The organism is Spirosoma spitsbergense DSM 19989 (assembly GCF_000374085.1).
Taxonomy (GTDB): Bacteria; Bacteroidota; Bacteroidia; order Cytophagales; family Spirosomataceae; genus Spirosoma; species Spirosoma spitsbergense.
In genome coordinates this window covers 67,323-93,649 of the sequence record NZ_KB893400.1, presented here as the reverse complement: position 1 = coordinate 93,649, position 26,327 = coordinate 67,323, and the positions used below count along the sequence as shown (strand labels likewise).

Below are 26,327 nucleotides of genomic sequence, written 5' to 3'. Positions count from 1 at the left end.
ATGCCGTTTCTTTTCCAACCATCACGCCCTGATTGGGGTCATGGTTGGAAAAGAAACGGCATGCGTCACATAGTTATACTGGCTTTCTGGCTTACCATCGGGGCTGGCTGCCACAAGGAAGTTGACCCGGATTGTGTAGAAAAACCCAGTGATGGTCGTTTGTGTACGTTAATATACCAGCCCGTATGTGGTTGTAACGGAAAAACGTACGGAAACGCCTGTTTCGCTGAGGGTTACGGGATCAGAGTTGTAAAGCAAGGAGAATGCGGCAAGTAACTACGTCTGAATCACCCCTACCGAATACGCCTTTGTGATGGGGGCGTGGTTGGCAGCAACAATACCTTCTGACAGGATTTGGCGGGTCTGGAGCGGATCAATAATAGCATCGACCCAAAGCCGGGCGGCCGCGTAATAAGGAGAAAGCTGTGCGTTGTACTGATCGGTAATTTTATCCAGTTGCGCCTGTTCTTCCTCCGGAGTCATGGGTTTCCCCTTTGCTTTTTGGGATGCTACCTGAATCTGGAGTAACGTTTTGGCGGCAGAAGCCCCGCTCATTACCGCCATTTGTGCCGTTGGCCAGGCCAGCATCAGGCGAGGGTCGTAGGCCTTGCCGCACATGGCGTAATTACCCGCTCCGTACGAATTGCCGATAACGACCGTGAACTTAGGCACCACAGAATTGGCCATGGCACTCACCATTTTGGCCCCGTCTTTAATAATTCCGCCCTGCTCGGCCCGACTACCCACCATGAAGCCTGACACATCCTGCAAAAACACCAGCGGAATCCGCTTCTGGTTACAATTCATGATGAAGCGGGCGGCTTTATCGGCCGCATCACCGTAGATAACCCCGCCCATCTGCATCTCGGTTGGCTGGCCCGTTCGCCCTTTTGCTTTTACCACTTTACGCTGATTAGCCACAATGCCAACGGCCCAGCCGTCAATTCGGGCGTAGCCGCACAGAAGCGTCTGACCATAGTCGGGCTTATACGCATCGAACTCAGAGTTGTCCACCAGCCTATCCACAATTTCCTGCATATCGTAGGGTTTCACGCGGTCGGCAGGCAGAATCTGGAAAATATCGTGCGGGTTCTTAGTGGGTAAGGCTGGCTCAACCCGGTCGAAACCCGCTTTTTCGTGATGACCTAACTTATCAAAAATGCGTTTGATAGCGTCCAGACAGCTTTTATCGTCGGGGTATTTATTATCGACTACGCCCGAAATATCCGTGTGGGTCGTGGCTCCGCCAAGGGTTTCTGAGTCGACATCTTCGCCAATAGACGCTTTTACCAGGTAAGGACCAGCCAGAAAAATAGACCCCGTGCCCTCTACTATCAGGCTCTCGTCCGACATAATGGGCAGGTAAGCCCCACCGGCTACGCAACTGCCCATAATAGCCGCCACCTGCAAAATGCCCATTGCCGAAAGGTGCGCATTATTCCGAAACGTACGTCCGAAATGTTCTTTATCGGCAAAAACTTCATCCTGCAAGGGGAGGTAAACACCCGCACTATCCACCAAGTAAATAATGGGCAGGTGGTTTTCCATGGCTATTTCCTGCGCCCGGAGGTTCTTTTTGGCCGTAATTGGAAACCAGGCACCGGCTTTCACCGTCGCATCATTTGCCACGATTACGCATTGCCGTCCCGATACGTAACCAATGCCCACAACAACACCACCGGATGGGCATCCACCATGTTCGGCGTACATGCCTTCGCCGGTAAACAAGCCTATTTCAACAAACGGCTTCTCGGAGTCTGTTAGGTAGTCAATTCGCTCGCGGGCCGTTAGTTTACCCTTTTCGTGCTGGGCATCAATTTTTCTTTGGCCTCCGCCCAGTTGTGTTTTTGTCGTGCGCTGAGCAAGTTCATCGAGCAGGGTTTGCATAAGGTCTTTTACGTAATGATACGGTCAACGGCAATGGCTACTTCACCGAGTCAGGCGCCATGACTTTGGACGGTGCGGCTAAAAACAGCGTATCCGTTTCGCCCGGCAACTTATTATTCTTCCGACCGAACAGGGAGAAATGCACGTACCGCTTCGGGTTTTCACGCAGATCGCGCAGCAGTCGCTCCATGCTCATAGTGGTGGCGTTCACGTTCCGGTATAGGGCCTCGTCGGAAGCTAACTTACCTAACGACCCCCGGCCATTGTTTATGTCACTCAGCATCCGCTGCAAATTACCCACTGTTTTATTCACCGTGAGCAACGTCTGTTTCATCTGCAGCCCCTGGAGTGAGTCGGCAAACGTATCCATTTTACTCAAAATTGGATTAAGCTGCTTTTCTGTTTCCGCCAGTGAATTTGCCAGATTATTTACACTAGCCAGCGTAGCCCGCAAGCCAGCCCGGTTTTCGGAAACAGTCAGGTCGAGGGTCTTCATACCCGCATCGGCACTGCGGAGTGTCTGTTTTAATACGGCCCCTGTCTGGTCGAACTGGGCCACAACCCGGTTCAATTGGTAGGTAAGCGAGTCTACGTTATTCAGTACCGGGAGTGTTTTTTCCCGGATCAGCGAGGTTAGTCCCGTTTCTTTCGTACCGACCAGCATACCACCCTCTTCCAGGTCCGGCTGGCCTGCTTTGATATTCAGCAAAATCTCTTTACCGCCCAACAGTCCGTTGTCAGCCAGAATCGCTTCTGTCCCTTTTGTTACCCGTATATTTTTATTGAGGTCCAGTGTAACCAGTAACTTGTTGTTCTGGTCCTGTAGGATTTCGATGGTCTTTACCCGGCCAACCGATAAACCATTGATTCGAACCGGGTTAGAAGCGGTCAATCCATCAATATTGTCGTAAATAACCTGATACGTATGATTGGAGGAAAAGAAATCCGAACCTTTTAAAAAGCGAAACCCAAAATAGAGCATCATCAGCGAGCCAACAGCCAATAAGCCTACTTTTACTTCCTGAGAAACTTTCATGCGTGTGTGAAGGTAAGCCACCTGCGAGGCAACACCATTCCGTTTGTTTGTCGGTATAACCAACTTTCGGGATTGTTTGTCTCAAAAATCGGCGATTTTCGTATGAGTGGTTGCCCTGAAGGTAAGAGAACAGCACTAAAGAAGCACCCTGGTTATATGGGTTTATCCCCCGGCTTCGATTTCCTCTTTATAGCGGTCAAATGCTTTGTAGATAGCCTCCGCAATTTCTTCCTGCCCATCTCCTGACCGGAGGAAATTTTCTTCGGCAGGGTTGGTTAAATAACCACTCTCAATTAAAACACTGGGCATCGTTGCCTTCCAGAGTACAATAAAACCAGCCTGTTTTACACCGTTGCTCCTCCGCTCTGCATTACGCCGGAAGCTTTGCTCTATTTTTTGGGCAAAGTTGATACTGCTACCCATAAAAGCGTGCTGGTAATTGGCCAGCATAATGGTGGCCAACGGCGAATTGGGGTCAAAGCCTTTATAGGTTTGCTGGTAATTTTTTTCCTGAAGGATTACCGCATTCTCACGCCGGGCAACATCCAGATTACGCTCCGTTCGATGCAATCCTAACGTGTATGTTTCGGTGCCATGCACCTGACTGCTTGACGGACTTGCATTGCAGTGAATAGAAATAAACAGGTCGGCCCGGTTCCGGTTGGCAATGGCTCCCCGCTCGTATAAATCAACGAAATGGTCAGTAGAGCGGGTGTAGATTACCCTAATATCCGGGTGATTACGCTTTATTTTCCGGCCCAGTTGCAGGATAAGCTCAAGATTGATGTTTTTCTCTTTAACGTACCGTCCATGCGTGCCTGGGTCTTTTCCGCCATGACCCGCATCGAGTACCACCGTCCTAAGTTGATTAGGTATACTTGGGGACTGATTCGTTTCCTGGGATTCGGCCCGGCGAACCGTGTCCTGAGTCAGACCATCGACCAGAGAAACAGGTGTTTTCAGGGCGAGTAAAGGCATCACTGCCAACACCAGAGTTTTCATTATTCCGGGAGTTGGATAACGCATTCGTTTAATAATTTTTAACAGCGGAAAACGTTTCAAAGCGGTAGTAGAATAGCGGTTCGTGGATACCTTTGTAAGTCATAGACTTAACGATATATTGGCAAATATAATTTTTTTAATAAACTCAAAAAAAGGCTACTTTATTTTGTGGCACTTATTGGCACGAACAGGTAAAAGGAGTGCAACGTTTTGCATTGCCTTACTCTTCATCGCGTTGGGTGCATCAGGGCAGAGTAAACCATCATCTACTACCACTACACCAAAACCAACCCGAACACCGCAGGAAAGCGAGCTGGAGCGCGAACTCAACCGGCCTAATTCCGTCCCCGGTCGGCTGGGGCCCACCCCATCCAATAAAAACACCGTACCATCTAATACTATACCTCCTAACGATGTAATTGTTCGTCCACCCAACGTAGTCGTTCGCCCGCCCAATGCCGATTCCCTCCTGATACAGAAGGTAATTACCACGGGTGATTCCATACGCCTGACAGAACAGAGACAGGTAATAAAGGTTACAGCACTGACACCTAAACGTGTACGGCCACTTCTGGTGCGTATTCCGCCGGTGTCTATCAACTTAGTTAAGTCTATATCCATTATTCCCGTCAATATCGACTCGATACGTATTGTCTCCAATACGTCCAGCCAACGCGAATCAGTAAAGGAGATTCAGATCAGTCGTCTACTGCCGAAACGGGTAAGCACGCCACTTCCCAAACCCGTTTCCTTATCCCCCGGTCTGGTCAAACCAGTAACGGTTCTTCCCTATACACCGGTAGTACGGGTTGCGATAAAAGACTCGGCCCAAACGGTTCCGTCTCAAAAACAGGTCGCGACAAAACCTACGCCGATTCCTGTTACCCCATCGGTAGTGCAGGCCAAGCCCTTACCCGTTAATCCATCGAAGGGTGGTATTCCTCCGGCTACGGTCCCCGCTCAGGAGGTTCCTTATTCACCGCCTACAACACCAATCAGCCCTACCCGACCCACAACGACACTGGCTACCGACAAAAAAGTTGCGGCCATTCCATCGAAGCCGGTGCTGGTAAAACCTAAAGCCGGTAAGTTAGGTATCGTTTCGCCGAATATTGTCCGCCCGCAAAACCTTACCGCTACGGTTGCCACTATCGACTCCGTACAGATCGATTCGGTGAAAACAACTGATGATTTCAAAACAACTGTCAATTATCAGGCCAAAGACTCTACCATCTACGCGGCTGATGGACAGACGGTTGAGTTATTCGGCGAGGCCAGTGTCGACTACGGCGATATTTCGCTCAAAGCCGACTATATCCGCATGAATTACCTTACCAATGAGGTATACGCGAAAGGGCGTTATGATTCAACCATACAAAAGTTAATCGGTCGGCCAATTTTTTCGGATGGCGACGGGAAGTACGACGCGAAAGAGATTCGGTATAATTTCAAATCCCGAAAGGGAAGGATTCAGGGCGTTATTACGCAGCAGGGCGAAGGAAATATCCGGGGGCAAACGGTTAAGAAGGACGACGAAGATAATCTGTACATCGGCAAAGCGATATACACAACCTGTAATCTGGCGACTCCCCACTTCCACATCAACGCCAGTAAACTGAAGGTCATTCATGGCAAACAGGTAGTAGCTGGTCCGTTCAACCTGGTTATCAATCAGATTCCATTACCTATTGGGTTACCCTTCGGCTTTTTTCCGTTTCCGAAGCAAAAGGAAATCGGGGTATCCGGCATTATTGTTCCGCAATATGGGGAAGAACCAAATGGGCGGGGATTTTACCTGCGTGATGGAGGCTATTACTGGGCCGTTAACGAAAACCTGGGCCTGCAATTTAAAGGGCAGATTTACTCACGCGGAAGCTGGGGACTAGGCCTGTCATCCGCCTACAACAAGCGGTACCGGTATAGCGGAGGGGTCAACCTGCAGTTCAATCGAAACCGCTCCGGCGACCGGGTCGATACGACGCAGAAGGCACGTAATGACTTTTCCTTTACCTGGTCGCACTCGCCGGTTCCCCGTGGCCGGGGGAGTTTTTCAGCCAATGTGAACGTCAGCAGCAATAGCTATAACCAGTTTAACTCCTATAGTACCCAGTCCTACATTTCCAACGTGGCTGGTTCCTCCGTGCAGTACAGCCGTAGCTTTGGGCAGTACGTTCGGGCGGGGGCCAATGTGCGGGTCAACCAGCAGTTTGGTCAGGTAAACCAGCAAACGGGGGTTCGGGAAAATGGCAAAACCGATGTGTCGACTGATTTCAACTTTGGTCTCAACCAGATCTCCCCTTTTGCGCTCAAAGGCGGTTCGGGCCGCTGGTACGAAAGCTTCCGGGTCGGGCTTGACGTGAGCGGATCTTTTGCCGTGAATAATACCATCCGGCGGCAGATCGACACGACCGGGCTTGGCTTTCCGGTCGTTACCAATTTAACGACGATCAGCAGTCTTCAGCGCATTCAGGACAGTATTACCCGATCCACTAATTTACGGCTGGGCATCGTTCAGGCCGACCCGAACCTGATTGCATTCAGCCTGGAAAATGCCAGTCAAATCTTTGCGAACCGCGTGGTACAGGCCCGCTACAGCATTCCCATTTCGCTGCCCAACATCAAGTTACTACGGTACATAAACGTTACACCGGGCTTCTCGCTCCAGGGCAATATATACGGCAAGAAGCTACGCCCCGACCTGGAGTATAACGCCACCCACAACGATGTAAAGATTGACACCGTTCGGGGTTTCTTCCCATCCTACAACTTCTCGGTCAATGCCAGTATGAACACCCGATTCTACGGCACTTATTTCATCCGCAGCAAGCGGATTGAAGCCATTCGGCACACCGTTGCCCCGTCTATTTCGTTTAGCTACGTACCAGATTTTACCAATCCCTCATTCGGACAGTTTTTTGTGCTGGATGCAAAAGGACCACTGACCAATTTACCCCTCTACCGCCGGACTATTTCCGTATTCCGGGGGGTGGATGGCAGCGGGGGCAGTAGCGGTGCATCTAGTACGCAGTCAGCATTTATCTCGTTCGGGATAGTCAATCAACTGGAAATGAAAGTTCGAACCCGAAGTGATTCGGCGGGGCAGGAGTTTAAAAAGATTCCAATTTTCGACAACCTGAGCCTTAACGGAAGTTATAACCTGCTGGCTCCCGACTACAAGTTATCGCCCATTGCCGTCAGTGCCAACACGCAGATTTTCAAAAACATCAGTTTTAACTTTTCTTCCACCTTCGACCCCTACGCGTACCGGGGCTACGGTGGTCAGGCACAGTACTACTTCCCCACCACGTCCAGTATCTTAACGCCCCTATCTTATTCTCCTTCCATTCAGGCGCTGAATGCGGAAGTGCCCTATGTCAATCAGCAGTTCATTCGAGTGCCTAATCTGTATGCGTTTCAGGCCGGGCAGGGATTACTTCGCCTGACGAACTTACAGGCTTACCTAAGCGCGCGGTTTGCCCCCAAGCAGGGGAAAAAGCCCAAAACCAGCCCAAACGCGTCCGACGCTACGATGAAGGCCATCAACAATAACCCGGAATTATACGTTGACTTTAATGTGCCCTGGTCCATGAATGTCAGCTATACGTTTGGTCTGACGAAGTTGACGCCCCAACAATCGCAGGTAATACAGGCGTTGACCCTAACCGGCGACCTAAGCCTGACACCCAAGTGGAAAGTAACCATCAATACCGGGTATGATTTTGTGTTCAAAAGCCCGACGCTAACGACAATCGGAATAAACCGCGACCTGCACTGCTGGGAAATGGCGTTTAACTGGACACCTTATTCGGGAAACAATTTCCGATCCGGCAACTACTCCTTCGATTTGCGTGCCCGGTCCTCTATTCTGCAGGAACTTAAGCTGAGTCGGCGCCGGAGTTTCTACGATAACGGTGGTTTTTATGGACGGTAGCTGGCAACCCAGGATTGGTATCGTGACCAAAAGCAATCCAATAGTCTTAAAAGTAGCATTTTGCCCTTACTACCGCTTTTGTAATGACCCATCTTTAAACGAACACTCATGACCAACTACGAAAAAAAACGCCTGGATGAACTGGAAGCAAAGGCCGATTATTTACTGGCCCGGCAAGATCAGCAGGACGTGCAAATGAACCAGATGATTACCCGATTGGTGTACCTGGAAACCCGCCTGCATCGGCTGATGCAGGAACTCGATATCGCCCCGGAGCTTATCGAATCCTTACAAACGATTAAAAACGATGCCAGGGCGATAAACATAGCCCAACTTCCTTTTCAACAGTTGAACTGAAGAAAACCAGCGCCGGAAGGCATAGGATAAGGCGTTCTTTCGTTATAGTCCGTATGAAATCTTCTCTTGTGCGAACGCTTACTGTCATTGCTGCCCTAGTGGTTGTCAATGTACTGTCGGCGTTCGTTTTTTTTCGGCTCGACCTCACGCAGGAAAAGCGCTTTACACTTTCCGACGCCACGCAACACCTGCTGACCAACTTGCCCGATGATGTACACATTGACGTTTACCTAACGGGTGATTTACCCCCCGGATTCAAGCGACTCGAAAATGCAGTTCGCGAAACCCTGGACGGGTTTCAGGCCCAGCGTGGACTCGCCGAAGCAAATCAAAAAATCACGTATCGATTCCTCGACCCGGACGACGTTACCAATACCGATGAAAAGAACAAACTGATTGATAAACTCCAGCAAAAAGGTTTGTTGCCTACCAACCTCTACGCGAGCGAGGGCGGCAAACGGACGGAGAAACTGGTTTTTCCGGGTGCTATTGTTTCCTACAAAGGCCGGGAAACGCCGGTTCAACTACTAAAGGGAAACAAAACCGCTACAGCAGAGGAACAGTTGAACCAATCCTACGAAGGCGTTGAATTTCAGCTGGCTTCGGCTATCCAAAAGCTTACCCAGACCAAAGAAGACCGCAAACGGGTTGGCTTATTATATAGTCATACGAAAGTGCCCCCTTCCCGTTTTTCTGACCTGCTGGCTTCCGTGCAACAGCAATACGATTTGTTCTTTATCGATATAGCCAAGCCCGGTCCTGTTATGGGTCTTGATCTGGTCATCGTTCCCAAGCCTGACAGTGCTTTTTCGGAAGAAGAAATCTTCAAACTGGACCAGTTTGTCGTCAACGGCGGGCGGGCACTGTTTTTTGTCGATGGGCAGCGGGTCGATAGTGTCAATAACGAAGGCACGTATGCTCAGCCCCTGAGCCTGAACCTCGATAATTTATTTTTCCGCTGGGGCGTGCGCATCAACCGCGATATTGTAAAGGATTATTATTGTGCGGCCATTCCGCTCAACGTGGGTAATCTGGGCGATAAACCCAATATTCAACTGGTGCCCTGGCGGTTCTACCCATTGCTCAACAACTTTGGGTCATCGGGAAACCCCATTGTTCGCAATCTCGATGCCGTGCTGGGGAAGTTTGTCAGTACGCTGGATACTGTGCGGTCTATAGGTGGCGATGGTCAGCTAATTCAGAAAACACCGCTGCTGCTAACCTCACCCTATACTAAAATCCTGAAAACACCCGCCCTTATTTCGTACAATGAGGCCCGTCAGCAACCGGACCCCAGCACGTATACGGATGGGACGCACATCATTGGGTGTTTGCTCGAGGGAAAATTCCAATCGCTGTTTGCCAATCGAATTCTCCCCGGCGACCCGCGTGCCAATGGGTTCAGGGCTGAGGGCACGGCATCCCGAATCCTCATTTGTTCGGACGGCGATTTAATTATCAATGATGTCGATTACAAGCGTAATATGCCCTACCCGCTTGGCTTTGACCGATACACACGGAATACGTACGCCAACAAGGATTTTGCCCTGAATGCGATTGACTACCTAATTGACCCGAACGGCGTTATTACCGCCCGTTCCCGTTCCGTTACCCTACGTCCGCTGGATAAAATTCGGGTTGATGACAATCGTACCGGCTGGCAGTTGCTCAACCTGTTAGGCCCGCTGGCACTGGTCGGCCTTATTGGCTTCGTCTGGCAAGTTGTTCGTCGGAGTCAATACGGGCGCTAACCTGTTATTCCACGGCAAACTTTACCAGCCACTGCGCTACGGTAGCACCACTCAGATTAAAGATAAGGTTTGGAAACAGGCCCAGGCCCAGCGCCATGGCACCCAAAGGAATCAATAAGATTTTTTCACGAAACGTAAGGTCGTTTAACACGGTAGTCGCTTCATGACGGGACCAGTAGGGTCCAAAAAACATCCGCTGGAGGGTCCACAAAAAGTAGGCTGCCGCCAGCAGGATACCAGTCGTAGCCAGGGCAGTAAGCCAGCCGGGCAGCCAGGCCGACTGGAAACCACCCATGAGGGTAAACAATTCGCCCACGAATCCCGAAAAACCCGGTAGCCCCAGTGAGGCAAAAAAAGCAATGGCCGTCAGGACAGTGTATTGGGGCATGGGTTGCATCAGGCCCCGGTAGGAGTCAATACGCCGGTCGTGAGTGCGGTCATACAGGACACCGGCAATGAGAAAAAGCATGGCGGACAATACGCCATGACTAACCATCTGATAAATAGCCCCGTTAACCCCTTCGGCCGTTAGGGAAGCCACGCCCAGCAGCACAAACCCCATGTGCGACACTGACGAATAGGCAATCATCTTCTTTATGTCGGACTGAGCCAGCGCATTCAACCCGCCGTACACAATGGACAATACCCCTAAGCCCGCCAGTATTTTGGCGTACTCGGCGGCTCCATCGGGAAAGAAATCCCAGACAATTCGCAGAAAACCGTAGCCGCCAATCTTGAGTAACACGCCCGCCAGCACGACCGAAACCGGCGTTGACGCTTCCACGTGGGCATCGGGCAACCAGGTATGCACCGGTACGATAGGAAGCTTGATGGCAAAGCCGATGAATATCACCCAAAAAGCCAGCAAGCGGGCAGGAAGGCCCAGAATAATCGGTTCGGCGGCAGGATTCAGGAAGGCCCCGGGCAGGTAGTTGCCACCATCGGCCAGATAGCGCATATCGAACGTATGGACGATTTGTCCCGGATTCAACTGCCCGTTTTGAAGGTACGTCTGTACACTACGGATGACATCGGCCGTTGCTTCCGCCGGGTTATTGATTAGACCAGCCAGCACCGCCGTACTGACGGGATCCATAACGGACAGGTACAGGCTGATCATAACCAGTAGAATCAGCAATGAGCCGAGCAATGTGTACAGGAAAAATTTAATAGATGCATACTCCCGGCGTGCCCCCCCCCACAGCCCGATGAGAAAGTACATGGGCAGGAGCATGAACTCGAAAAACAGAAAAAACAGGAAGAAATCGAGTGCGACAAAACAGCCCATGATGGTTCCCGTCAGCAGCAGATACAGGGCATAATACGCTTTGAGCCGATGCGTCAGTTGCCAGGACGCAACCACACCGACCAGCATAACCACGGCCGACAAAACAACCAGTGGCATGCTTATTCCATCAATCCCAACCAGATAATCGATGGACGCAACACCCAATCCCCCAAGGGGTAATGTTATCCAGTTGACCTGCTCTACGAGCTGATACCCGGCAAGGGTTGTATCAAATGACACATACGTGACGGCCGCCAGAGCAACATCTGCCAGTGTAATCAGTAAAGCAATCCATCGAAACGTTGCCCCTTGATTATCGGGCAGCAACGCGACAACCAGCGAACCAAGTAACGGAAGAAAAATAAGTAGCGAAAGAATCATAGTTATTACGGGCAACGCCAGTTTATTGGGCTACCGGTATCCTCATAAAATCCACCAAAGTACGACTAACAACCCGACCACTGCCGCTGTAATATAAGACTGAATCCGACCGTTTTGTACGGAGCGTGTCAGCCTTCCCAATCGCCCTACTAACCAGGCAATTCGGTTGACAAACCCATCAAGTCCCAGTTTATCGACGACGCGGATAATATGGGCTAAAACAACTACGGATACGCCAAACCCATCGACCAGCCCATCAACCACCCGATGGTCTGTCCGGTTAAGCAGGGATGCCAGCCTGATCGTTGGTTTGATAACCAGGTACTGGTAGAAGAAATCGAGAAAACCGTATCGGAGTGACAGCTGGACAACACTGGAGTCGGGACGGGGGTCCTGCATCTGGAATCCAAGCCATCCTCCCACTAATACCAGACCAATAGAAAGAGGAGCCATCCACCAGAAAGTTATTTCCTCCATTAGTGGAAAAACCCGAAAGAACCAGCTCCCATGCGCAGAGAGTGGGTTTATGGAAAACCAGAATCCTACCGAAAAAATCGCCAGTAAAACCACCGGGCCTCGCATGAGCCAGTCGGGTTCGTGCGCCTGCGATGCCGGAATAAGTTCGTTCCGGTATTGACCAAAGAAAATGAGCCGCCATTGACGGGCCATGTACAGTGCAGTGAGTGCCGATGACAGCAGAAGTGACACCGGAACGATATACGTCAGGAAGTTATCATGTTCGCCCGCCCAGCTAAAGGCACCATTCAGTATGGTTTCTTTCGATAGAAAACCAGAAAAGAAGGGTAGCCCAACCAGCGCGGCCGCACAAGCGGTATAAGCCAGAAAGGTAGTCGGCAGAGAACGGCGCAATCCCCCCATCAACCGCATGTCCTGCGTATGCACGGCATGGATTACCGCGCCCGCACTCAGAAATAATCCCGCTTTAAAACATGCATGAGTGAGCAGATGGAACATGGCTCCCTGCACATGGCCGGTCCCCATTGCCGCCACCATCAGGCCCAGTTGCGAAACGGTAGAGAAAGCCAGTACTTTTTTAATATCCGTCTGAAACAGGGCTGAAAAACCTCCCCAAACGGTGGTTATCGTACCAACTAAGGCTATCACCATCAGGGCATCGGGCGAGAGCAGCGGGTGAATCCGGGCGAGAAGAAAAATACCGGCCGCAACCATTGTAGCCGCATGCAGAAGGGCCGAAACAGGGGTCGGTCCTTCCATGGCATCGGGCAGCCAGGTTAGCAACGGAAACTGCGCCGATTTGCCCACACAGCCCATAAACAGACACAACCCCAACGCGGTCGGGATAACAACGGTACCCCCCTTTGCGGTCAGTAGTACGAGGTCAAGCGTACCGTAGTAGTAGTAGGTCAGGAAAATACCAATCAGGAACCCAATATCACCAACCCGATTCATCAGAAATGCTTTCTGAGCGGCTTTGGATGCCGCAGGTCGTTCGGTATAGAAACCAATGAGCAGGTACGATGCCAGCCCCACCAACTCCCAAAAAGCGTACATGACCAGCAGGTTTCCCGCCAGCACAATGCCCAGCATGGCACCAATAAACAATTGCAGATAGGCAAAATACCGGCTCAGCTTCGGCTCATCGTGCAGGTAGGATATAGAATAAATCTGTACTAACAACGCCACAAAGTGAACTACCACCAGCATTAGAACTGCTAAAGCATCGACGCTAAAACGGATTGGGAACGATATTCCCGACAGCGTAGCCCAGTTTGCCTGAATGGAAACTCCCTGCTCAGGAAGTTTTAAGGCCAGCAGGACGGATAGGGCAAGCCCGGTTGTCGTCAGCAGGATGGCCAGTACGCCCGACACCCGACGGCTTGCCAATACCAAAACCAGAAAGCCCGCAAAAGGCAACCCTAACAGGGCAGCAGTAAGCAGGTGAAGTAGTTGGAAGGTATCAACGGGCATTCGTATTCGGGCAGAATTGGCCGCAAATATCCCGATTATCTGTCGGGGAAGCAAATAGCCGTGTATTTCGGTTCAACTAGCTTCACACGTATCGGCCACACCATTTATCAGATAAATTGGCGTATGGTTACGATCAGCGGTTCAATTCGGTCAGTTCATCCAGTTGGGCCGTTCGGAAATGGCGGTAAACCTGGATGAGAATAGCCAGGGCAACGGCCGATTCGGCAGCCGCCACAATGATAACAAACAACGCCAACATCTGCCCCTGTATTCGGTCGGGATCGTATTGACTGAAAGCGACGAGATTGATATTCACCGCATTGAGCATGAGTTCAATGCCCATCAGGACCACGATGGCATGCCGTTTGAGCACCACGACAGTCAGGCCGATGCAGAATAAAGCGGCTCCTACCAGCAAAAAAAGAAAACTGTCAACGGGTTGCATGTCGGGTCGGTTTAGCGAGTGGAGAGGCCAGGTAAGTAGCTCCTACAAGCGCAGCGAGCAGCAGAATTGCAACCGTTTCAAAGGGAACGACGTATTCGGTCATCAGTTGCATACCGATTGTATTAACGGCACTTTTCCATCCAACGGGTTGGCTCAACAGTCTGAAATTTGCCCGAACCAACACGATAAACAGAGCCGCAAACAAACTGCCGGCTACCAGTGTACCCACAATCCAGGAAGAACCGACTCCCCTGCGATTTGAGGAGGGAATACGATTCGGTTGCTGATTACTCATGTCGATGGGTGAATCCGGCTTGTGAGTGAGCATCACCCCGAAAATCACCAGCACCAGCACGCCCCCCACATAGATCATTATCTGGGCAATAGCTAGGAAATCAGCACTGGCCAGCACAAATAACCCTGCAGTACCCAGTAGGGCCAGCAACAGAAAAAAAGCCGCGTAGAGTACATTGCGGGTAACCAGAACCGCAAACGCGCCGATGAGAGTCAGCGCTGCAAACGCATAGAAAGCAAGCTGGAGCATTTATTCATCTGTTTCGGGGCTACTTTGATTAGCCGCATCAGGTTTTGCTTTTGGCTTCATGGTGGGCCGAAAAGCGGGCTTTAACTTCGGTATTGCCACCTCTTCGGCGGGTACTGGCGCGTCTGTTTTTAGCTCTTCAACTTTCGGAAACGACGGTTTCATTGTCGGTTTGAAAGCCGGTTTTGGTTTGGGCGATTCGGTAGCAGGAGGAGCAACGGATTCTTTCGCAGCCGGTTTCATTGTGGGGCGAAAACCAGCCGGCTTACCCGCTGGTTTTGGTGCTTCCGGTTCAGGCTCCCCTTCCACTTTTTCTTCTTTTTTGGCAACCGGCGGTTTCATGGTTGGCCGGAAAGCGGGCTTTGACGCTACTGGCTTTTCAGCGGCAACCGGCACATCCCTGATTGCTTCATCCCTCATAGCTTCATCCGTAGGGAGACTTTCCGTTACCGGAGTTGGCTCAAAAGCAGGGTGTTTTGCCAACTCCAGTCCTCCCTGGGCAATTCGCTCCATCTCGGTGGGGGTGGCATCCGTAATCGAATTTTCGACAGTCGATTCTTCCGAATTCTCTTTATCGGGTACTGGCTCGGCGGATACTATTGTCTTAGGCTTCGCCGTTGGCCGGAACGCAGGTCGTTTTGGTGCTTCCTTCGTGGAGCCAGTTGTTGCGTCTGTAGTCGTAACAGACGTTGTTTTAGCCGCAGTCTGGGCCGCTTTCGCAGCATCTTTTTCCAACAAAAACTGCTCGTACAATGCCCGTTTCTCGTCGGCCTGTTCTTTACTGAGGTTCGAGAATTCGTAGGTTAGTTTCCCCAGTTCAAACTCACTGTAGTCGAATTTTTTGTCCATCGTCAGGCACTCGGTTGGGCAAACTACGGTGCATAAACCACAATAGCAGCACTTGGCCATGTCGATATCAAACGTAGCCGCATATAACCGAATCGGCGACCCGTCCGATGCGCGACCAATCTCCTCGGTCGCTTTGATGGCATCGATAGTAATACAGTCGACGGGGCAAACTTTAGCGCATTTGTCACACACGATACAATCGTCAATCTCATTGCGGAGCCGATAGCGTCCGTTGTCCGGGATGGGTAATTGTTCGTAGGGGTATTGGAGTGTAACCAGGCCATCCTGCAAATCGAAGTACTTGTCGCTGGCAATACCTTCGGGGGTACGCCGTTTAGTGGCGTTCCGCAAGTGCCTAAACGTGAGACTCAACCCTTTGATTGACGTTAAAATGCCGGTCTTTACGTCCTTAAAGTATGACATGGTAGAGAATAAATAAGCGTATGCCCTGGGTCGCTCATCCGTTAAATTTCGGGAAAGCGTACTGGCTCGGCTTCGTTCATGAGCGCGTATACAGCCTCAATGACATCATCAACATTCGGCTTGGAAAAATAGTCCCCATCGGAGCCGTAGGGTGGCCGGTGTGCCTTGGCCGACAGCGTGCGCGGAGCAGAATCCAGGTAACGATACACATCCTGTCCCTCAATTACCTGTTGCATCATATAGGCCGACGCGCCACCCGGAACATCTTCATCGGCGAACAGCACCCGATTTGTTTTCCTGACGGATTCGGCAATCAGATGATGCACATCGAACGGAAGAAGCGTCTGCACGTCAATAACCTCGACACTGATATTCATTTGCTCCAGCTGGCTGGCCGCTTCCATAACAATCCGACACATAGAGCCGTAAGTAACAATCGTAAAGTCGGTACCCGAACGAAGTGTTTCCGGCACGCCCAGCGGCACACAAAACTCGCTTAAGTTGTTCGGTAAAATCTCTTTAAGACGATACCCATTGAGCGATTCAATCAGCAGTGCCGGGTCATCTCCTTTGATGAGTGTGTTATAAAAACCGACGGCCTGAGTCATGTTGCGCGGCACCAGAATGTGTAATCCCCGCAGGCTGCCCAGCATAGCAGCCATTGGTGAGCCGGAATGCCAGATTCCTTCCAGTCGATGACCACGGGTTCGGACAATGAGCGGAGCCTTTTGTCCACCTTTGGTGCGATAAAGCAACGTAGCTAAATCGTCGGTGAGCGTGGCTAATGCATAATAGATGTAGTCAAAGTACTGAATTTCGACAATAGGGCGCAGACCCCGCATGGCCATCCCTATTCCTTGTCCAATAATAGTGGTTTCGCGAATACCCGTGTCCGTAATACGAATTTCTCCGAACTTCTCCTGCAAACCGGCGAAGCCCTGATTTACGTCGCCAATAAGACCAACGTCCTCGCCCAAAGCCACTACACGGGGATCGCGGGTGAACAGATTGTCGAAATACCGTTGTAGTATCTGATACCCATCAAGTGCCGGACTGTCGTCGGCAAATTGTGCGGGAACACCTTTTATGCGCATTGGCGAGTCCGGCGACTCACTGTACAGATGTGAATTATATCGCTCTCTGTTATCGGCATTTGTACGCTCCAGCCAGTCTGTTAATCGTTGCTTCCCGGTACCGGAATCGGTTCGGAGCAGCCGAAGTGCTTTCCGCACGGCCGAAACGGTATCCCGCCGAATTGGGGAGAATTCTTTTCGTAACTCTTCCCGAATAGCCATTAATTCGGCCGATTTTGGATTATGACGGGCAACCTGCTGAAGTAGCTCAAGAGCGCTGTCAAAATCCGCTTTCATGGATTCCTGAAACGCTTTCCAGGCTTCAAGCCGGGCCTGCTTGGCCGCCCGCTTCGCTTCCTCCTCAATGGTTTCCAGCTCTTCGGCAGTGGCATATCCATTCTCCAGAATCCATTGCCGAAATACCCGATTACAGTCGTGTTCTGCTTCCCAGGCCAGCCGGTCTTTTGATTTATACCGCTCATGCGAACCCGATGATGAGTGACCCTGCGGCTGCGTAAGCTCCTGCACATGAACCAGAACAGGTACCTGCTCCTCGCGGCATATGTGCGCAGCCTGTTGATACGTTTCCAGCAGGCCAACATAATCCCACCCTTTTACCGTAAAAATTTCCAGCCCTTTTCCACGGATACCTTTGCTGGAATCATCCCGCTGAAAACCAGCCAACGCTTTCGATATACTCCCTTTAACGGTCTGATATTCAGTAGGCACAGAAATTCCATAGCCATCGTCCCAAACGGAGGTCAGCAAGGGAACCTGTAATACGGCAGCGGCATTCATTGTCTCCCAGAACATACCCTGAGAAGTGGAGGCATCGCCAATATTGGCAAACACAACTTCGTTGCCTTTCCGGGAAAAATTGGTCAGGGCTGCTAAATCGGGATTATGACGAAACAGTTTAGATGCATAAGCCAGTCCCACCGACCGGGGAATCTGCCCCGCTGTGGGCGAAATATCACAAACGGAGTTATAGAGTTCAGTCTGATTACGCCAGAGCCCCTGTTCATCAAGCCAGCGGGTGGCAAAGTGCCCGTTCATGGAACGGCCAGCCGTGCTGGGCTCGGCTTCAACATCCGTATGCGCATAGAGCTGCGCGAAAAATTCCCGCCAGGTCAGTTCACCTAAAGCAGCGACAAAAGTCTGGTCGCGGTAATAACCTGAGCGATAATCACCCTTGTCGAAGAACCGTGCGGCTGCCATTTGAGCCAGTTCCTTACCGTCACCAAATATGCCAAATTTAGCCCGGCCTCCCATCACATCGCGCCTACCCAGCAGACTTACCTGTCGGCTTTCACAAGCCATTCGGTAATCTAACAGGATTTTTTCACGACTTAAAATATCAGTCGAGCGGAGTTGTTCGTTTGCTATCAAAACAGGGATACGGATTGAAATCGTCTAACTATCAATTTGTCAATGAAGCCGCTGGCAACCCGTGTGTCGATTACCAAGCGAAAGTAAAGTAAGATAAAACAAGTCAGCTTTCAAAAAAACGATTTTATCTGTTTCTTTGTTAGTGAAACAGCCAACAGTATGCATTCTGGCAGAATGTTTGCACAGGCTAGCGGTACAAGACTTAGTATTTTAATAACCAAATCATAATTCCGTTTAGTATAATGAAAAAGACTTTTTCACTTTTCGTAGCTCTGTTTGTGTTTGTCGCAGTTGGCTACGCCCAGAAGGGAGTTCTGAAATTCGCGCAGGAAACGCACGATTTTGGCAAAGTTGAACAGGGTAAGCCGGTAACGTATGTATTTGAATTTAAGAATACGGGTTCCGACCCAGTCGTTATCAATGATGCACAGGCTTCCTGTGGCTGTACCAAGCCAAGCTGGACGCGTGAACCGGTCATGCCGGGAAAAACGGGCACTGTATCAGCTACATTTAATGCAGCGGCTGCTGGTCCTTTCAACAAATCAGTAACGGTAACGAGCAATGCCGAGGCAGGCCAAACGGTTCTGTATCTAAAAGGAGAAGTTGTTACGCAGAAAGAAGCCTCTACGGCAGCAACGCCGGAAGCAGTAGCGCCTAAAGACAAGAAGAAGAGCACGAAAACTTCACGATAATCTACTGAAGGGTTATACAGTGTGGTCAAGAAAGGCATCTGGTTGTTTACCGGATGCCTTTTTTTGTTATCCTTCTTCCAGGCCGATTGACCAATCCGGCACCCGTTCTTCCAAATACCATTTTTTACCCCTTGCTATTCAGCTATATTTGGTTAATTCTATAACCAGCATACATTCACTCCTCCCGGAAAGTACGAGCTGACGAACAATAGGTTATAGCCTTTTACTCATTATTTTCACCTAAGGCTGTCTGATTTCGACGGCTTATACACGCAATACAATGTTTTTTATCATTCTTGGTATTCTGGTATTAGTTGCCGGTTTTGCAATCAATACCCCCGCCCTGGCTATCGCGCATTTTTCCAGACCCGTTAAAGTAGTCGGTATTATTATGATTGTGCTGGGCGCACTTACCTCTGGTATCCGGCAAATTGACGCCGGACAGGTGGGGGTTGTTTCCCTTTTTGGTAACGTGAGTGAACGTGCGTTGAATGCAGGGCTGAACTTCGTCAACCCACTGGCTGAAGTGTCGGAGTTTGACGTAAAAACGCAGAACTACACCATGTCGGCCGCACGCGATGAAGGTCAGAAACAGGGTGACGATGCCATTCGGGTACTCACTGCCGACGGACTGGAAGTGGTTATCGACCTTACCGTACTTTACCGGCTCATTCCGGCAGATGCGCCAAAGATTTATCGGCAGATTGGTGTAGACTACATGGACAAAATAGTCCGGCCCATTACGCGTACCCGTATTCGGGACAATGCCGTTTACTACGACGCGGTTGCGTTATACTCGACCCGGCGTGATGAATTTCAGACCCGTATCTATAAAACGATTGAAGCTGACTTTAAGCAGCGTGGATTGATGCTGGAGCAATTATTAATTCGGAATATCGACCTGCCCACATCCGTAAAAAAAACCATTGAATCAAAAATCAATGCTGAGCAGGATGCCCAAAAGATGCAGTTCGTATTGCAGAAAGAGCGGCAGGAAGCCGAACGGAAACGGGTTGAAGCCCAGGGTATTGCCGATTACCAGAAAATATTGTCGACAGGCCTGAGCGATAAGCAGTTGCAGTATGAGCAAATCAAAGCACAGAAGGAACTGGCAGCGTCGCCAAATGCTAAAATTGTCATCATGAATGGACGTGGAAGTGTTCCCCTGATTCTAAACGATAAATAATTCAATTGTACGCCTGACTAAAGCCGTTTATTAGCGTCCTGACGGGACACTGGTAAACGGCTTTGGTCATTCTGTCGATAGAAATTTATAATACAGGTAAAATATTAAAAAACAATCTCCTTATATAAATAAAGACTTAGAGCAGATTTTTACCAGAAAAACCCTTTTTTCAGAAACAAACGGCTACACATTCAGTTTTTATAATACAAATAAAACACAAATTGTCGTTATGAAAATTGCAGTAGAAAAGGGACAGGATAAAGCGTTGCTACCCGACGGTCGGCAACAGGTAACGATTACGGATATTGAGGAGGGGTCGAGTGAATATAAGGGTATCCCTTTCTTTGCCGTCCGGTTTGAGAATGACGAAGGGTATGTATCACACCGGTTTTACCAGTCGCCTGCCGGTATGCCAGCGATTATCAGCCTGTTTGACCGGGTAGGTATTCATGCCGAAGCCAATAAGGAGCTGGACACCAAACAGCTTATTGGAAAAGAACTGACCATAGAAGTAGGTGAACGGTCATATACCGACCCTGAAACTAGTAATGAGCGAACACTGAAGCAGGCGGTCGATTTTCTGGCCAGTTAGCCGCATCCAATGCGTTCTGCCTGTTTGACAGATGATTGCCCGACGACTAAAACAACCTCCCAAATCACGTAATCAATAGACTACGTGATTCGGGAGGTTGTCTATAAATAAACTGAAATTTATAGGAGGGTAATGTTATGATTTGGGAACGGTTAAAGCGGTCAACCATGCCTTGCAGGCATCCGGCCACGTATTAAGCGAACCAAACGTTGCGGTACGCATGCCAAACCCATGCCCCCCGGCAGGGTACAAATGCATTTCGGCAGGAACCGAATTTTTCAGACAAGCCAGATAAAAACTGATACTGTTTTCAACCGGAACAGCTTTGTCATTTTCCGCATGAACCAGAAAAGTAGGTGGTGTCCGATTCGTTACCTGTAATTCATTAGAATAGTAAGCAATCATTTCGGGCGACGTAGTCAACTTACCCAGCAAACTATTCCGGGAGCCGACATGCGCTTTTTCGCCAAATGTTATGACTGGATAGAGCAAAATAGCGAAGTCGGGCTTTGCCATTTCGCTGGTTTTGGCATCGAGGTGATAATGCGTTGCCAGTGTTGACGCCAAATGCCCCCCCGCCGAGAAACCCATCACGCCAATTTTAGCCGGATCAATACCATATTTACCCGCGTTCTGCCGAATAAGTGTCATTCCCTGAATGGCATCCATCAAAGGTACCTCCTGCTGATTAGTCATGATCTCCGGATTTGGCAGTCGGTATTTCAACACGAAAGCAGCTACGCCCATTTCATTGAACCATTGGGCTATGTCGGAGCCTTCATGGCTAGCCGCCAGAATGCCATATCCCCCACCAGGGCAAATCATAACGGCCGCACCGGTCATCTTCGCCTTCGCCGGTAGATACGCTGTTATAGTGGGCACGGATACGTTGCTGATCCGTAGAATACCATTGGCATCCGTTTCAGACTTTTCTGTAATTCTGGCCCCGGAAATTGCGTTAGGAACAGCGTTATAGGGCCACAGGTTAATTACTTCCTGAGAAAAGGTAATGTCGGGCAAAGTAGTTATAAGAAAAATAGCGAATAGGAAAGATCGCATAGAGAACGGTCGCTTAATGATAGAAACAGTATAAAATGGAAAAAGCCGACTAGCCAGTCGGCTCTACTCATATTTCTACTTCGGCATCCGTCTCTGCTGATTGATCACTGGAATTTCCGTGTAATATATCGATCAATTCCTTAACGCGGTACACCGTTGTATTGTAGCGATTCCCGAGAATAATAATCACATATTCGTCTTTGGGGCTAAACCAGAACATGGTATTGTATCCTTTCCACCAACCGGAGTGATAAATATATTCGGGTTGGTTGGTTTCGTTCAGCATCATCCGAAACCCGTACCCATAATTCTTAGCACTTTTTCGCTCAAAGCTGCGGGGAACAAAGGCTTCGGCCAGCATCTTTTTCGGTAGCAGGCAATCCCCATTCAAGGCACGATACCAGCGGAATAAATCACCGGTAGTAGAATAAATTCCCTTATCACCAACTACATCATCGTAATAATCTTTAGGAATGCGCCGGTTCCACTGATAGCCAGCCGTCCGGTGATGATTGATTGAGTCATTTTTAGTAGTAGCCACGAAAGTCTGGTGCATTCCCAGTGGCTCAAAAATATTCCTGTGAATGAATGATTCATAGCTTTGGCCACTCACTTTTTCAATGATTGAAGCCAAAACCATGTAGTTCGTATTGCTGTAACTGAAGCCCCGACCGGGAATGTTATATTTTTGGGGTGTTGGTTTTACCGTTGCAAACCAGTGCATAATCGTTGCATTGGACGGGTAAGGTTTTTCTCTCTTGTAAAAATTAACCTTCATGCTGTCATCAAACGCGTACTGGTAATTTGGCAGACCACTACGGTGACTCAGCAGCTCACGAACGGTGATGCCATGATAGGGAAAATCGGGGTAGAATTTTTGAATAGTATCCTCAAAACTCAGCTTTCCTGCCTGGATAAGTTTCAGGGTACCAACGGCTGTAAACGTTTTGGAGAGGGAAGCTAACTGAAATTTCGAATCATCAACCAGGGTATCGCGCTGGCTTCGTTCGAAATGACCCAACCCAAAACAGTGTTTGTACAGCACTATTCCTTTTTGGGCAACCAGTACGTTTCCATTAAGTCCACTCCTTACTTTTTGCCGAAATATTTCTTCAATCTGCCGGGCTTTATCATCTGCATGTATCTGTTGCCTGATTTTCTCCTGCTCAGTTCGAGTAAGGGCCTGATCGTCAGCGCACGTGCGCATACTCTGGGTCGACTGGTTCAATTTTTTCTGAGCGTCCTGGCCACATGCCCCCCCCACTCCTACTAAAACTACCATTATAAACCAATTACATATTTTCCCTTTCTGCACCATTCTCACGCCTTTTACTTATATGATTATTATATCAACCCGATTTCGGCAAAAATAGTATTTACAAAAAAATACCTGTCGATTTTCTGCAAAAATCACGTTAAAGTTTTTTAATGGCCACCCCACAAAACAGGGATGGAGCATTAATTAAAAATACTTATTGGGTGAATGTACAGCTGGGCGCTTTCTGTTAATCATACCCGTTTTTCGCAGGCTAATATACCCACCCACACTATTAGGCAATAATCCACCCGAGTCTATAGCAAGAGAACCATTCAATACCGTCCCACCAAACAGATTTATGGGTAGTGATGCAGTCAGGAGGCCAGAAAACTGGCCGGGAATATGGAGATAAAGAACCGCATATGTCCCTGCATTACGACTAAATGACAAACGGGATGTGATATCCACTTTATTGAACACTAATGCACTTAAGCCAAGATGGAATGCACTGACGCGGTTGTTTGCTATACCATAACGAGGTGGTAACGATGGATTTACCTCTTGTTGCGGTGTGAGAAACGGCGTACCGATAGTTCGCCCAAAATAAGTCCAGCCATCGAGATATTGGCTATTGTTAAAATAATCATCACGGCCTCGTCTCTGGGGATCCTCAAGAATAAATACATCACCCCCCTGGCTACCGGTGAAAAGATATTCTATTGTAATCTGGCGTAGAAAAAATGCTGATCTGTCGGGTTGATAATTGTTTCTTATACGTAGGCCATTCAATCCATCGTTCAAGTTCGTGCCGTAAAACAGCGAACCATCATCATAAACGAATTGCCGATAGGCGAATAAATTCCACTGGTTTAAATTAACCTCAGCCGCTACATCAATCGACCCGAGATGGTTACCAATACGATTTTCCTCAAAGCGGCTGATTGTCTGAATAGTCTGGTCATCAGGAAAAGGGTTCTGCGTTCCCAGTACAACGGCTGGAAAATATTTAATGCTGGATGGTAGTTGCCCATTGGCAGCTACTGTGGGATCCAGGTAGTCGGAACGTCCAGCCCACATAACCTGATGATTAGCCCCTCCGTATAGCTTTACGCGCCATGACGGTTTACCCAGCCTTCCATAAACGGATGATTGATGCAGGTAGGAACCTTTTACCAACCGATCAGCATTTTCGAACCAGCCGTGCGAAAAAGTACCCATAATGGATACAATGCCTTTTGTGAAAGGTACGGGCGTGAAAGCAGGTAAGGCAACCTGAATTTTGGGAAATGGCAACGCATTTCCAGACCAGATATAGGAGCCGCTTGTAAGAAGCGTGTCGACAAGGCCTATGATCTCTTTTCGACGGCCTGCATAGATTTCAAAGGCACCAAAACGCCCTTTTACGTAAGCTTCAGGAATAATAAACTGATTTGTTGCTCCTACATTCGTGACAACGTTGAGACCATAACCCCAGTCAACGATGGCTTTGTGGCCAGTACTATCCGTTGCTTTATAATCGGAATATAATCTGGCATTCAATCGTAGAGCGGGGTTCTCCACCGGAACAATCCCGTACTGATTGGCCCGTAGCCAGAAAGGTGTCTGGCCTGAGGAAAATAAGGCACCGGTTTCTATACTGTACTGATGTATATGCTGGGCGTAGACCGATGTACAACTGGAAAAGATAAGTACGCCATAGCAAGCCCATGCAAAAAAAGCCCTCATATAATAAGCCGGTTATACGAATGGAGCGGCAGCAGCAATTACTTACCACGCCCCTGGGCCATTACCCTCAGCGTTTGGGCGATGATCCACATATCAAATAAAAAGGACCGGCGTTTAGGATAAAGCAGGTCATAGCGTAGTCGTTGTACCATTTCTTCGATGCTGGCTGCGTAACCGTACTTAATTTGGCCAATGGAGGTTATACCCGGCTTTACTTTCAATAAAGAACGGTACTCGGGTGCAATCTCCACGATCTGATCAATAAAATGCTGTCGCTCCGGTCTGGGACCTACTACCGACATATCGCCGATCAGTACATTATAGAATTGCGGGATTTCGTCCAGGCGGGTTTGACGCATGAAGCGCCCCCAGGGTGTAATGCGACTATCGAGTAATCCACCGGATAAGAGGGGCCCTGATTTTTCAGCATCCACATACATACTCCGAAACTTGTATATCCTGAATGGTTTACCTTCGCGTCCGATACGTTCCTGCGCATAGAGAATAGGGCCGACAGAGGTAGCCCGTGTCACTATGGCTATAACAATAAATAGAGGCATTCCTAACCCAAGGGCTGCCACCGAGAACAAAATATCAAAAGAACGCTTGAGAATATCGATCTGTAAATCAGCCATCATTTGCGATGACAAATTCAATACGGGCAGGAAATCGTGGTATTCTACAGATGTGCCACGTGCCAGGAAACCCCTGAAATCGACCAGAATTTTCACCTGATAATCAGCCATTTCGGCATTGTCAACGGCATATTTCAACCGTTGATTGTCCATATAGGGCATACAACAGTAAACGCAATCGATCCGGTTATTTCCAATGTATTCCAGAAGAGACTCATATCCTCCCTGCAGCAAGCCAGCGTTCTCGGTAGTCGATTCATCAAAATAGCCACAGAAGTGAAAGCCCATTTCAGGATGGGCATCATAAAAAGCCCGAATGGTATTAGCCAGCTTACCGTAGCCGACAATAATATAGCGTCGGTTATTATATCCCCGGGCCCGATAGGCTTTGAGAAAAACGACTCCCCCAATTCGAAAAACGATACCAACTGAAAGGAATAGCGCGTACGTTATAAACAGATGCTCCCTCGAGTAATAATACCCCTGAATAATGACCCAGTATAACGCTATAATAGCAATATGGATAAATACCAGCAAAAATAACTGCTTGATCAGGTGCCCGGATTTGAACAGCTGGCGGGGATATATATATGGTTTTAGAATTAATACCTCAACTAACCATATTATATTGAAAAGCCACCAAAACGACGCGTAAGGGGCTTCAGAAACCGGCTCAAGTGCCTGAAACTTGAGCCAGTAAGCACCAACGAAGGCCGCATTCAGGCTCAGGAAATCAATGATTACATGGAGCGGAAAGAACAGTATAGAATAACGATGCCTCATACCTCTCAACTTTTTCTCAGCAAGAATTTGGCAAGAAGCCTACTAAGTTATAGTCTGCTAAATTACTAGTTAAATTCTACGGTTTCACACGAAT

The 26,327-nt window shown here is 49.1% G+C and carries 20 protein-coding genes; 7 read left to right on the top strand and 13 right to left on the bottom strand.

All coding sequences use genetic code 11. From position 1 onward, the window contains the following. Nucleotides 1-276 (top strand): Kazal-type serine protease inhibitor family protein, encoded by a 276-nt coding sequence (locus tag B157_RS37235; RefSeq protein WP_342664685.1) that lies wholly within the window; start codon nt 1-3, stop codon nt 274-276. On the opposite strand, the gene B157_RS0103535 is transcribed toward B157_RS37235, so the two are convergent. The 3 genes from B157_RS0103535 to B157_RS0103525 form a co-directional block, all read right to left on the bottom strand. Beyond that, nucleotides 277-1,887, bottom strand: coding sequence for an acyl-CoA carboxylase subunit beta (locus B157_RS0103535; RefSeq protein ID WP_020602004.1), 1,611 nt, complete (start codon nt 1,885-1,887; stop codon nt 277-279). It lies immediately after the preceding gene. 37 nt (nt 1,888-1,924) lie between these two features. Next, nucleotides 1,925-2,923 (bottom strand): MlaD family protein, encoded by a 999-nt coding sequence (locus tag B157_RS0103530; protein ID WP_041951884.1) that lies wholly within the window; start codon nt 2,921-2,923, stop codon nt 1,925-1,927. Between the two features lie 162 nt (nt 2,924-3,085). Then, nucleotides 3,086-3,925 carry an N-acetylmuramoyl-L-alanine amidase family protein gene (locus tag B157_RS0103525; protein ID WP_020602002.1) on the bottom strand — a complete coding sequence of 280 codons (840 nt, stop codon included), beginning with the start codon at nt 3,923-3,925 and terminating at the stop codon, nt 3,086-3,088. Nucleotides 3,926-4,160: 235 nt separating this feature from the next. Here B157_RS0103525 and B157_RS0103520 point away from each other — a divergent pair, with 235 nt between their 5' ends. From B157_RS0103520 to gldG, 3 genes are all read left to right on the top strand, one after another. Beyond that, nucleotides 4,161-7,856 carry a putative LPS assembly protein LptD gene (locus tag B157_RS0103520; protein WP_425423186.1) on the top strand — a complete coding sequence of 1,232 codons (3,696 nt, stop codon included), beginning with the start codon at nt 4,161-4,163 and terminating at the stop codon, nt 7,854-7,856. Between the two features lie 108 nt (nt 7,857-7,964). Continuing rightward, nucleotides 7,965-8,213, top strand: coding sequence for a hypothetical protein (locus B157_RS0103515; RefSeq protein ID WP_020602000.1), 249 nt, complete (start codon nt 7,965-7,967; stop codon nt 8,211-8,213). 53 nt (nt 8,214-8,266) lie between these two features. After that, nucleotides 8,267-9,964: a gliding motility-associated ABC transporter substrate-binding protein GldG gene (gene gldG / locus B157_RS0103510; RefSeq protein ID WP_026308461.1), complete on the top strand. Its 1,698-nt coding sequence runs from the start codon at nt 8,267-8,269 to the stop codon at nt 9,962-9,964. A 4-nt stretch (nt 9,965-9,968) separates the two neighbouring features. Here gldG and B157_RS0103505 read toward each other — a convergent pair whose 3' ends face one another. The 6 genes from B157_RS0103505 to B157_RS0103480 all read right to left on the bottom strand — a co-directional run bounded on the left by B157_RS0103505 (nt 9,969) and on the right by B157_RS0103480 (nt 18,303). Further along, entirely contained in the window at nt 9,969-11,633 is a 1,665-nt protein-coding gene (locus tag B157_RS0103505) for a complex I subunit 4 family protein (protein WP_020601998.1), read from the bottom strand. 42 nt (nt 11,634-11,675) lie between these two features. After that, a complete protein-coding gene (locus B157_RS0103500; RefSeq protein ID WP_020601997.1) occupies nt 11,676-13,583 on the bottom strand; it encodes an NADH-quinone oxidoreductase subunit 5 family protein in 1,908 nt (635 codons plus the stop codon). Between the two features lie 133 nt (nt 13,584-13,716). Then, nucleotides 13,717-14,028 carry an NADH-quinone oxidoreductase subunit NuoK gene (gene nuoK, locus B157_RS0103495; protein WP_020601996.1) on the bottom strand — a complete coding sequence of 104 codons (312 nt, stop codon included), beginning with the start codon at nt 14,026-14,028 and terminating at the stop codon, nt 13,717-13,719. Then, complete coding sequence (locus tag B157_RS0103490; protein ID WP_020601995.1) at nt 14,015-14,572, bottom strand: NADH-quinone oxidoreductase subunit J family protein; 558 nt, start codon at nt 14,570-14,572, stop codon at nt 14,015-14,017. The genes nuoK and B157_RS0103490 overlap by 14 nt, the downstream gene beginning before the upstream one ends. Continuing rightward, complete coding sequence (locus B157_RS0103485; RefSeq protein WP_026308460.1) at nt 14,573-15,841, bottom strand: 4Fe-4S dicluster domain-containing protein; 1,269 nt, start codon at nt 15,839-15,841, stop codon at nt 14,573-14,575. 41 nt (nt 15,842-15,882) lie between these two features. Continuing rightward, nucleotides 15,883-18,303, bottom strand: coding sequence for an alpha-ketoacid dehydrogenase subunit alpha/beta (locus B157_RS0103480; RefSeq protein WP_026308459.1), 2,421 nt, complete (start codon nt 18,301-18,303; stop codon nt 15,883-15,885). A 242-nt stretch (nt 18,304-18,545) separates the two neighbouring features. Between B157_RS0103480 and B157_RS0103475 the strand changes: the two genes are divergently transcribed. From B157_RS0103475 to B157_RS0103465, 3 genes are all read left to right on the top strand, one after another. Then, nucleotides 18,546-18,995, top strand: coding sequence for a DUF1573 domain-containing protein (locus B157_RS0103475; RefSeq protein WP_020601992.1), 450 nt, complete (start codon nt 18,546-18,548; stop codon nt 18,993-18,995). 280 nt (nt 18,996-19,275) lie between these two features. Continuing rightward, a complete protein-coding gene (locus B157_RS0103470; protein WP_020601991.1) occupies nt 19,276-20,181 on the top strand; it encodes a prohibitin family protein in 906 nt (301 codons plus the stop codon). A gap of 229 nt (nt 20,182-20,410) precedes the next feature. Continuing rightward, nucleotides 20,411-20,773, top strand: coding sequence for a hypothetical protein (locus B157_RS0103465; protein ID WP_020601990.1), 363 nt, complete (start codon nt 20,411-20,413; stop codon nt 20,771-20,773). 135 nt (nt 20,774-20,908) lie between these two features. Here B157_RS0103465 and B157_RS0103460 read toward each other — a convergent pair whose 3' ends face one another. The 4 genes from B157_RS0103460 to B157_RS0103445 form a co-directional block, all read right to left on the bottom strand. Continuing rightward, nucleotides 20,909-21,832: an alpha/beta hydrolase gene (locus tag B157_RS0103460; protein WP_041951876.1), complete on the bottom strand. Its 924-nt coding sequence runs from the start codon at nt 21,830-21,832 to the stop codon at nt 20,909-20,911. Nucleotides 21,833-21,899: 67 nt separating this feature from the next. Beyond that, complete coding sequence (locus B157_RS0103455) at nt 21,900-23,150, bottom strand: serine hydrolase domain-containing protein (RefSeq protein ID WP_020601988.1); 1,251 nt, start codon at nt 23,148-23,150, stop codon at nt 21,900-21,902. Between the two features lie 144 nt (nt 23,151-23,294). After that, nucleotides 23,295-24,815: a capsule assembly Wzi family protein gene (locus B157_RS0103450; RefSeq protein WP_020601987.1), complete on the bottom strand. Its 1,521-nt coding sequence runs from the start codon at nt 24,813-24,815 to the stop codon at nt 23,295-23,297. Nucleotides 24,816-24,853: 38 nt separating this feature from the next. Beyond that, a complete protein-coding gene (locus B157_RS0103445; protein ID WP_020601986.1) occupies nt 24,854-26,233 on the bottom strand; it encodes a sugar transferase in 1,380 nt (459 codons plus the stop codon). Between the last annotated feature and the right edge of the window lie 94 nt (nt 26,234-26,327).

Coding starts and splice junctions, on each gene's coding strand:
- B157_RS37235 (WP_342664685.1), top strand. CDS start 1: ATGCCGTTTCTTTTCCAACCATCACGCCCTGATTGGGGTCATGGTTGG.
- B157_RS0103535 (WP_020602004.1), bottom strand. CDS start 1,887: ATGCAAACCCTGCTCGATGAACTTGCTCAGCGCACGACAAAAACACAA.
- B157_RS0103530 (WP_041951884.1), bottom strand. CDS start 2,923: ATGAAAGTTTCTCAGGAAGTAAAAGTAGGCTTATTGGCTGTTGGCTCG.
- B157_RS0103525 (WP_020602002.1), bottom strand. CDS start 3,925: ATGAAAACTCTGGTGTTGGCAGTGATGCCTTTACTCGCCCTGAAAACA.
- B157_RS0103515 (WP_020602000.1), top strand. CDS start 7,965: ATGACCAACTACGAAAAAAAACGCCTGGATGAACTGGAAGCAAAGGCC.
- gldG (WP_026308461.1), top strand. CDS start 8,267: ATGAAATCTTCTCTTGTGCGAACGCTTACTGTCATTGCTGCCCTAGTG.
- B157_RS0103505 (WP_020601998.1), bottom strand. CDS start 11,633: ATGATTCTTTCGCTACTTATTTTTCTTCCGTTACTTGGTTCGCTGGTT.
- B157_RS0103500 (WP_020601997.1), bottom strand. CDS start 13,583: ATGCCCGTTGATACCTTCCAACTACTTCACCTGCTTACTGCTGCCCTG.
- nuoK (WP_020601996.1), bottom strand. CDS start 14,028: ATGCAACCCGTTGACAGTTTTCTTTTTTTGCTGGTAGGAGCCGCTTTA.
- B157_RS0103490 (WP_020601995.1), bottom strand. CDS start 14,572: ATGCTCCAGCTTGCTTTCTATGCGTTTGCAGCGCTGACTCTCATCGGC.
- B157_RS0103485 (WP_026308460.1), bottom strand. CDS start 15,841: ATGTCATACTTTAAGGACGTAAAGACCGGCATTTTAACGTCAATCAAA.
- B157_RS0103475 (WP_020601992.1), top strand. CDS start 18,546: ATGAAAAAGACTTTTTCACTTTTCGTAGCTCTGTTTGTGTTTGTCGCA.
- B157_RS0103470 (WP_020601991.1), top strand. CDS start 19,276: ATGTTTTTTATCATTCTTGGTATTCTGGTATTAGTTGCCGGTTTTGCA.
- B157_RS0103465 (WP_020601990.1), top strand. CDS start 20,411: ATGAAAATTGCAGTAGAAAAGGGACAGGATAAAGCGTTGCTACCCGAC.
- B157_RS0103460 (WP_041951876.1), bottom strand. CDS start 21,832: ATGCGATCTTTCCTATTCGCTATTTTTCTTATAACTACTTTGCCCGAC.
- B157_RS0103455 (WP_020601988.1), bottom strand. CDS start 23,150: ATGGTGCAGAAAGGGAAAATATGTAATTGGTTTATAATGGTAGTTTTA.
- B157_RS0103450 (WP_020601987.1), bottom strand. CDS start 24,815: ATGAGGGCTTTTTTTGCATGGGCTTGCTATGGCGTACTTATCTTTTCC.
- B157_RS0103445 (WP_020601986.1), bottom strand. CDS start 26,233: ATGAGGCATCGTTATTCTATACTGTTCTTTCCGCTCCATGTAATCATT.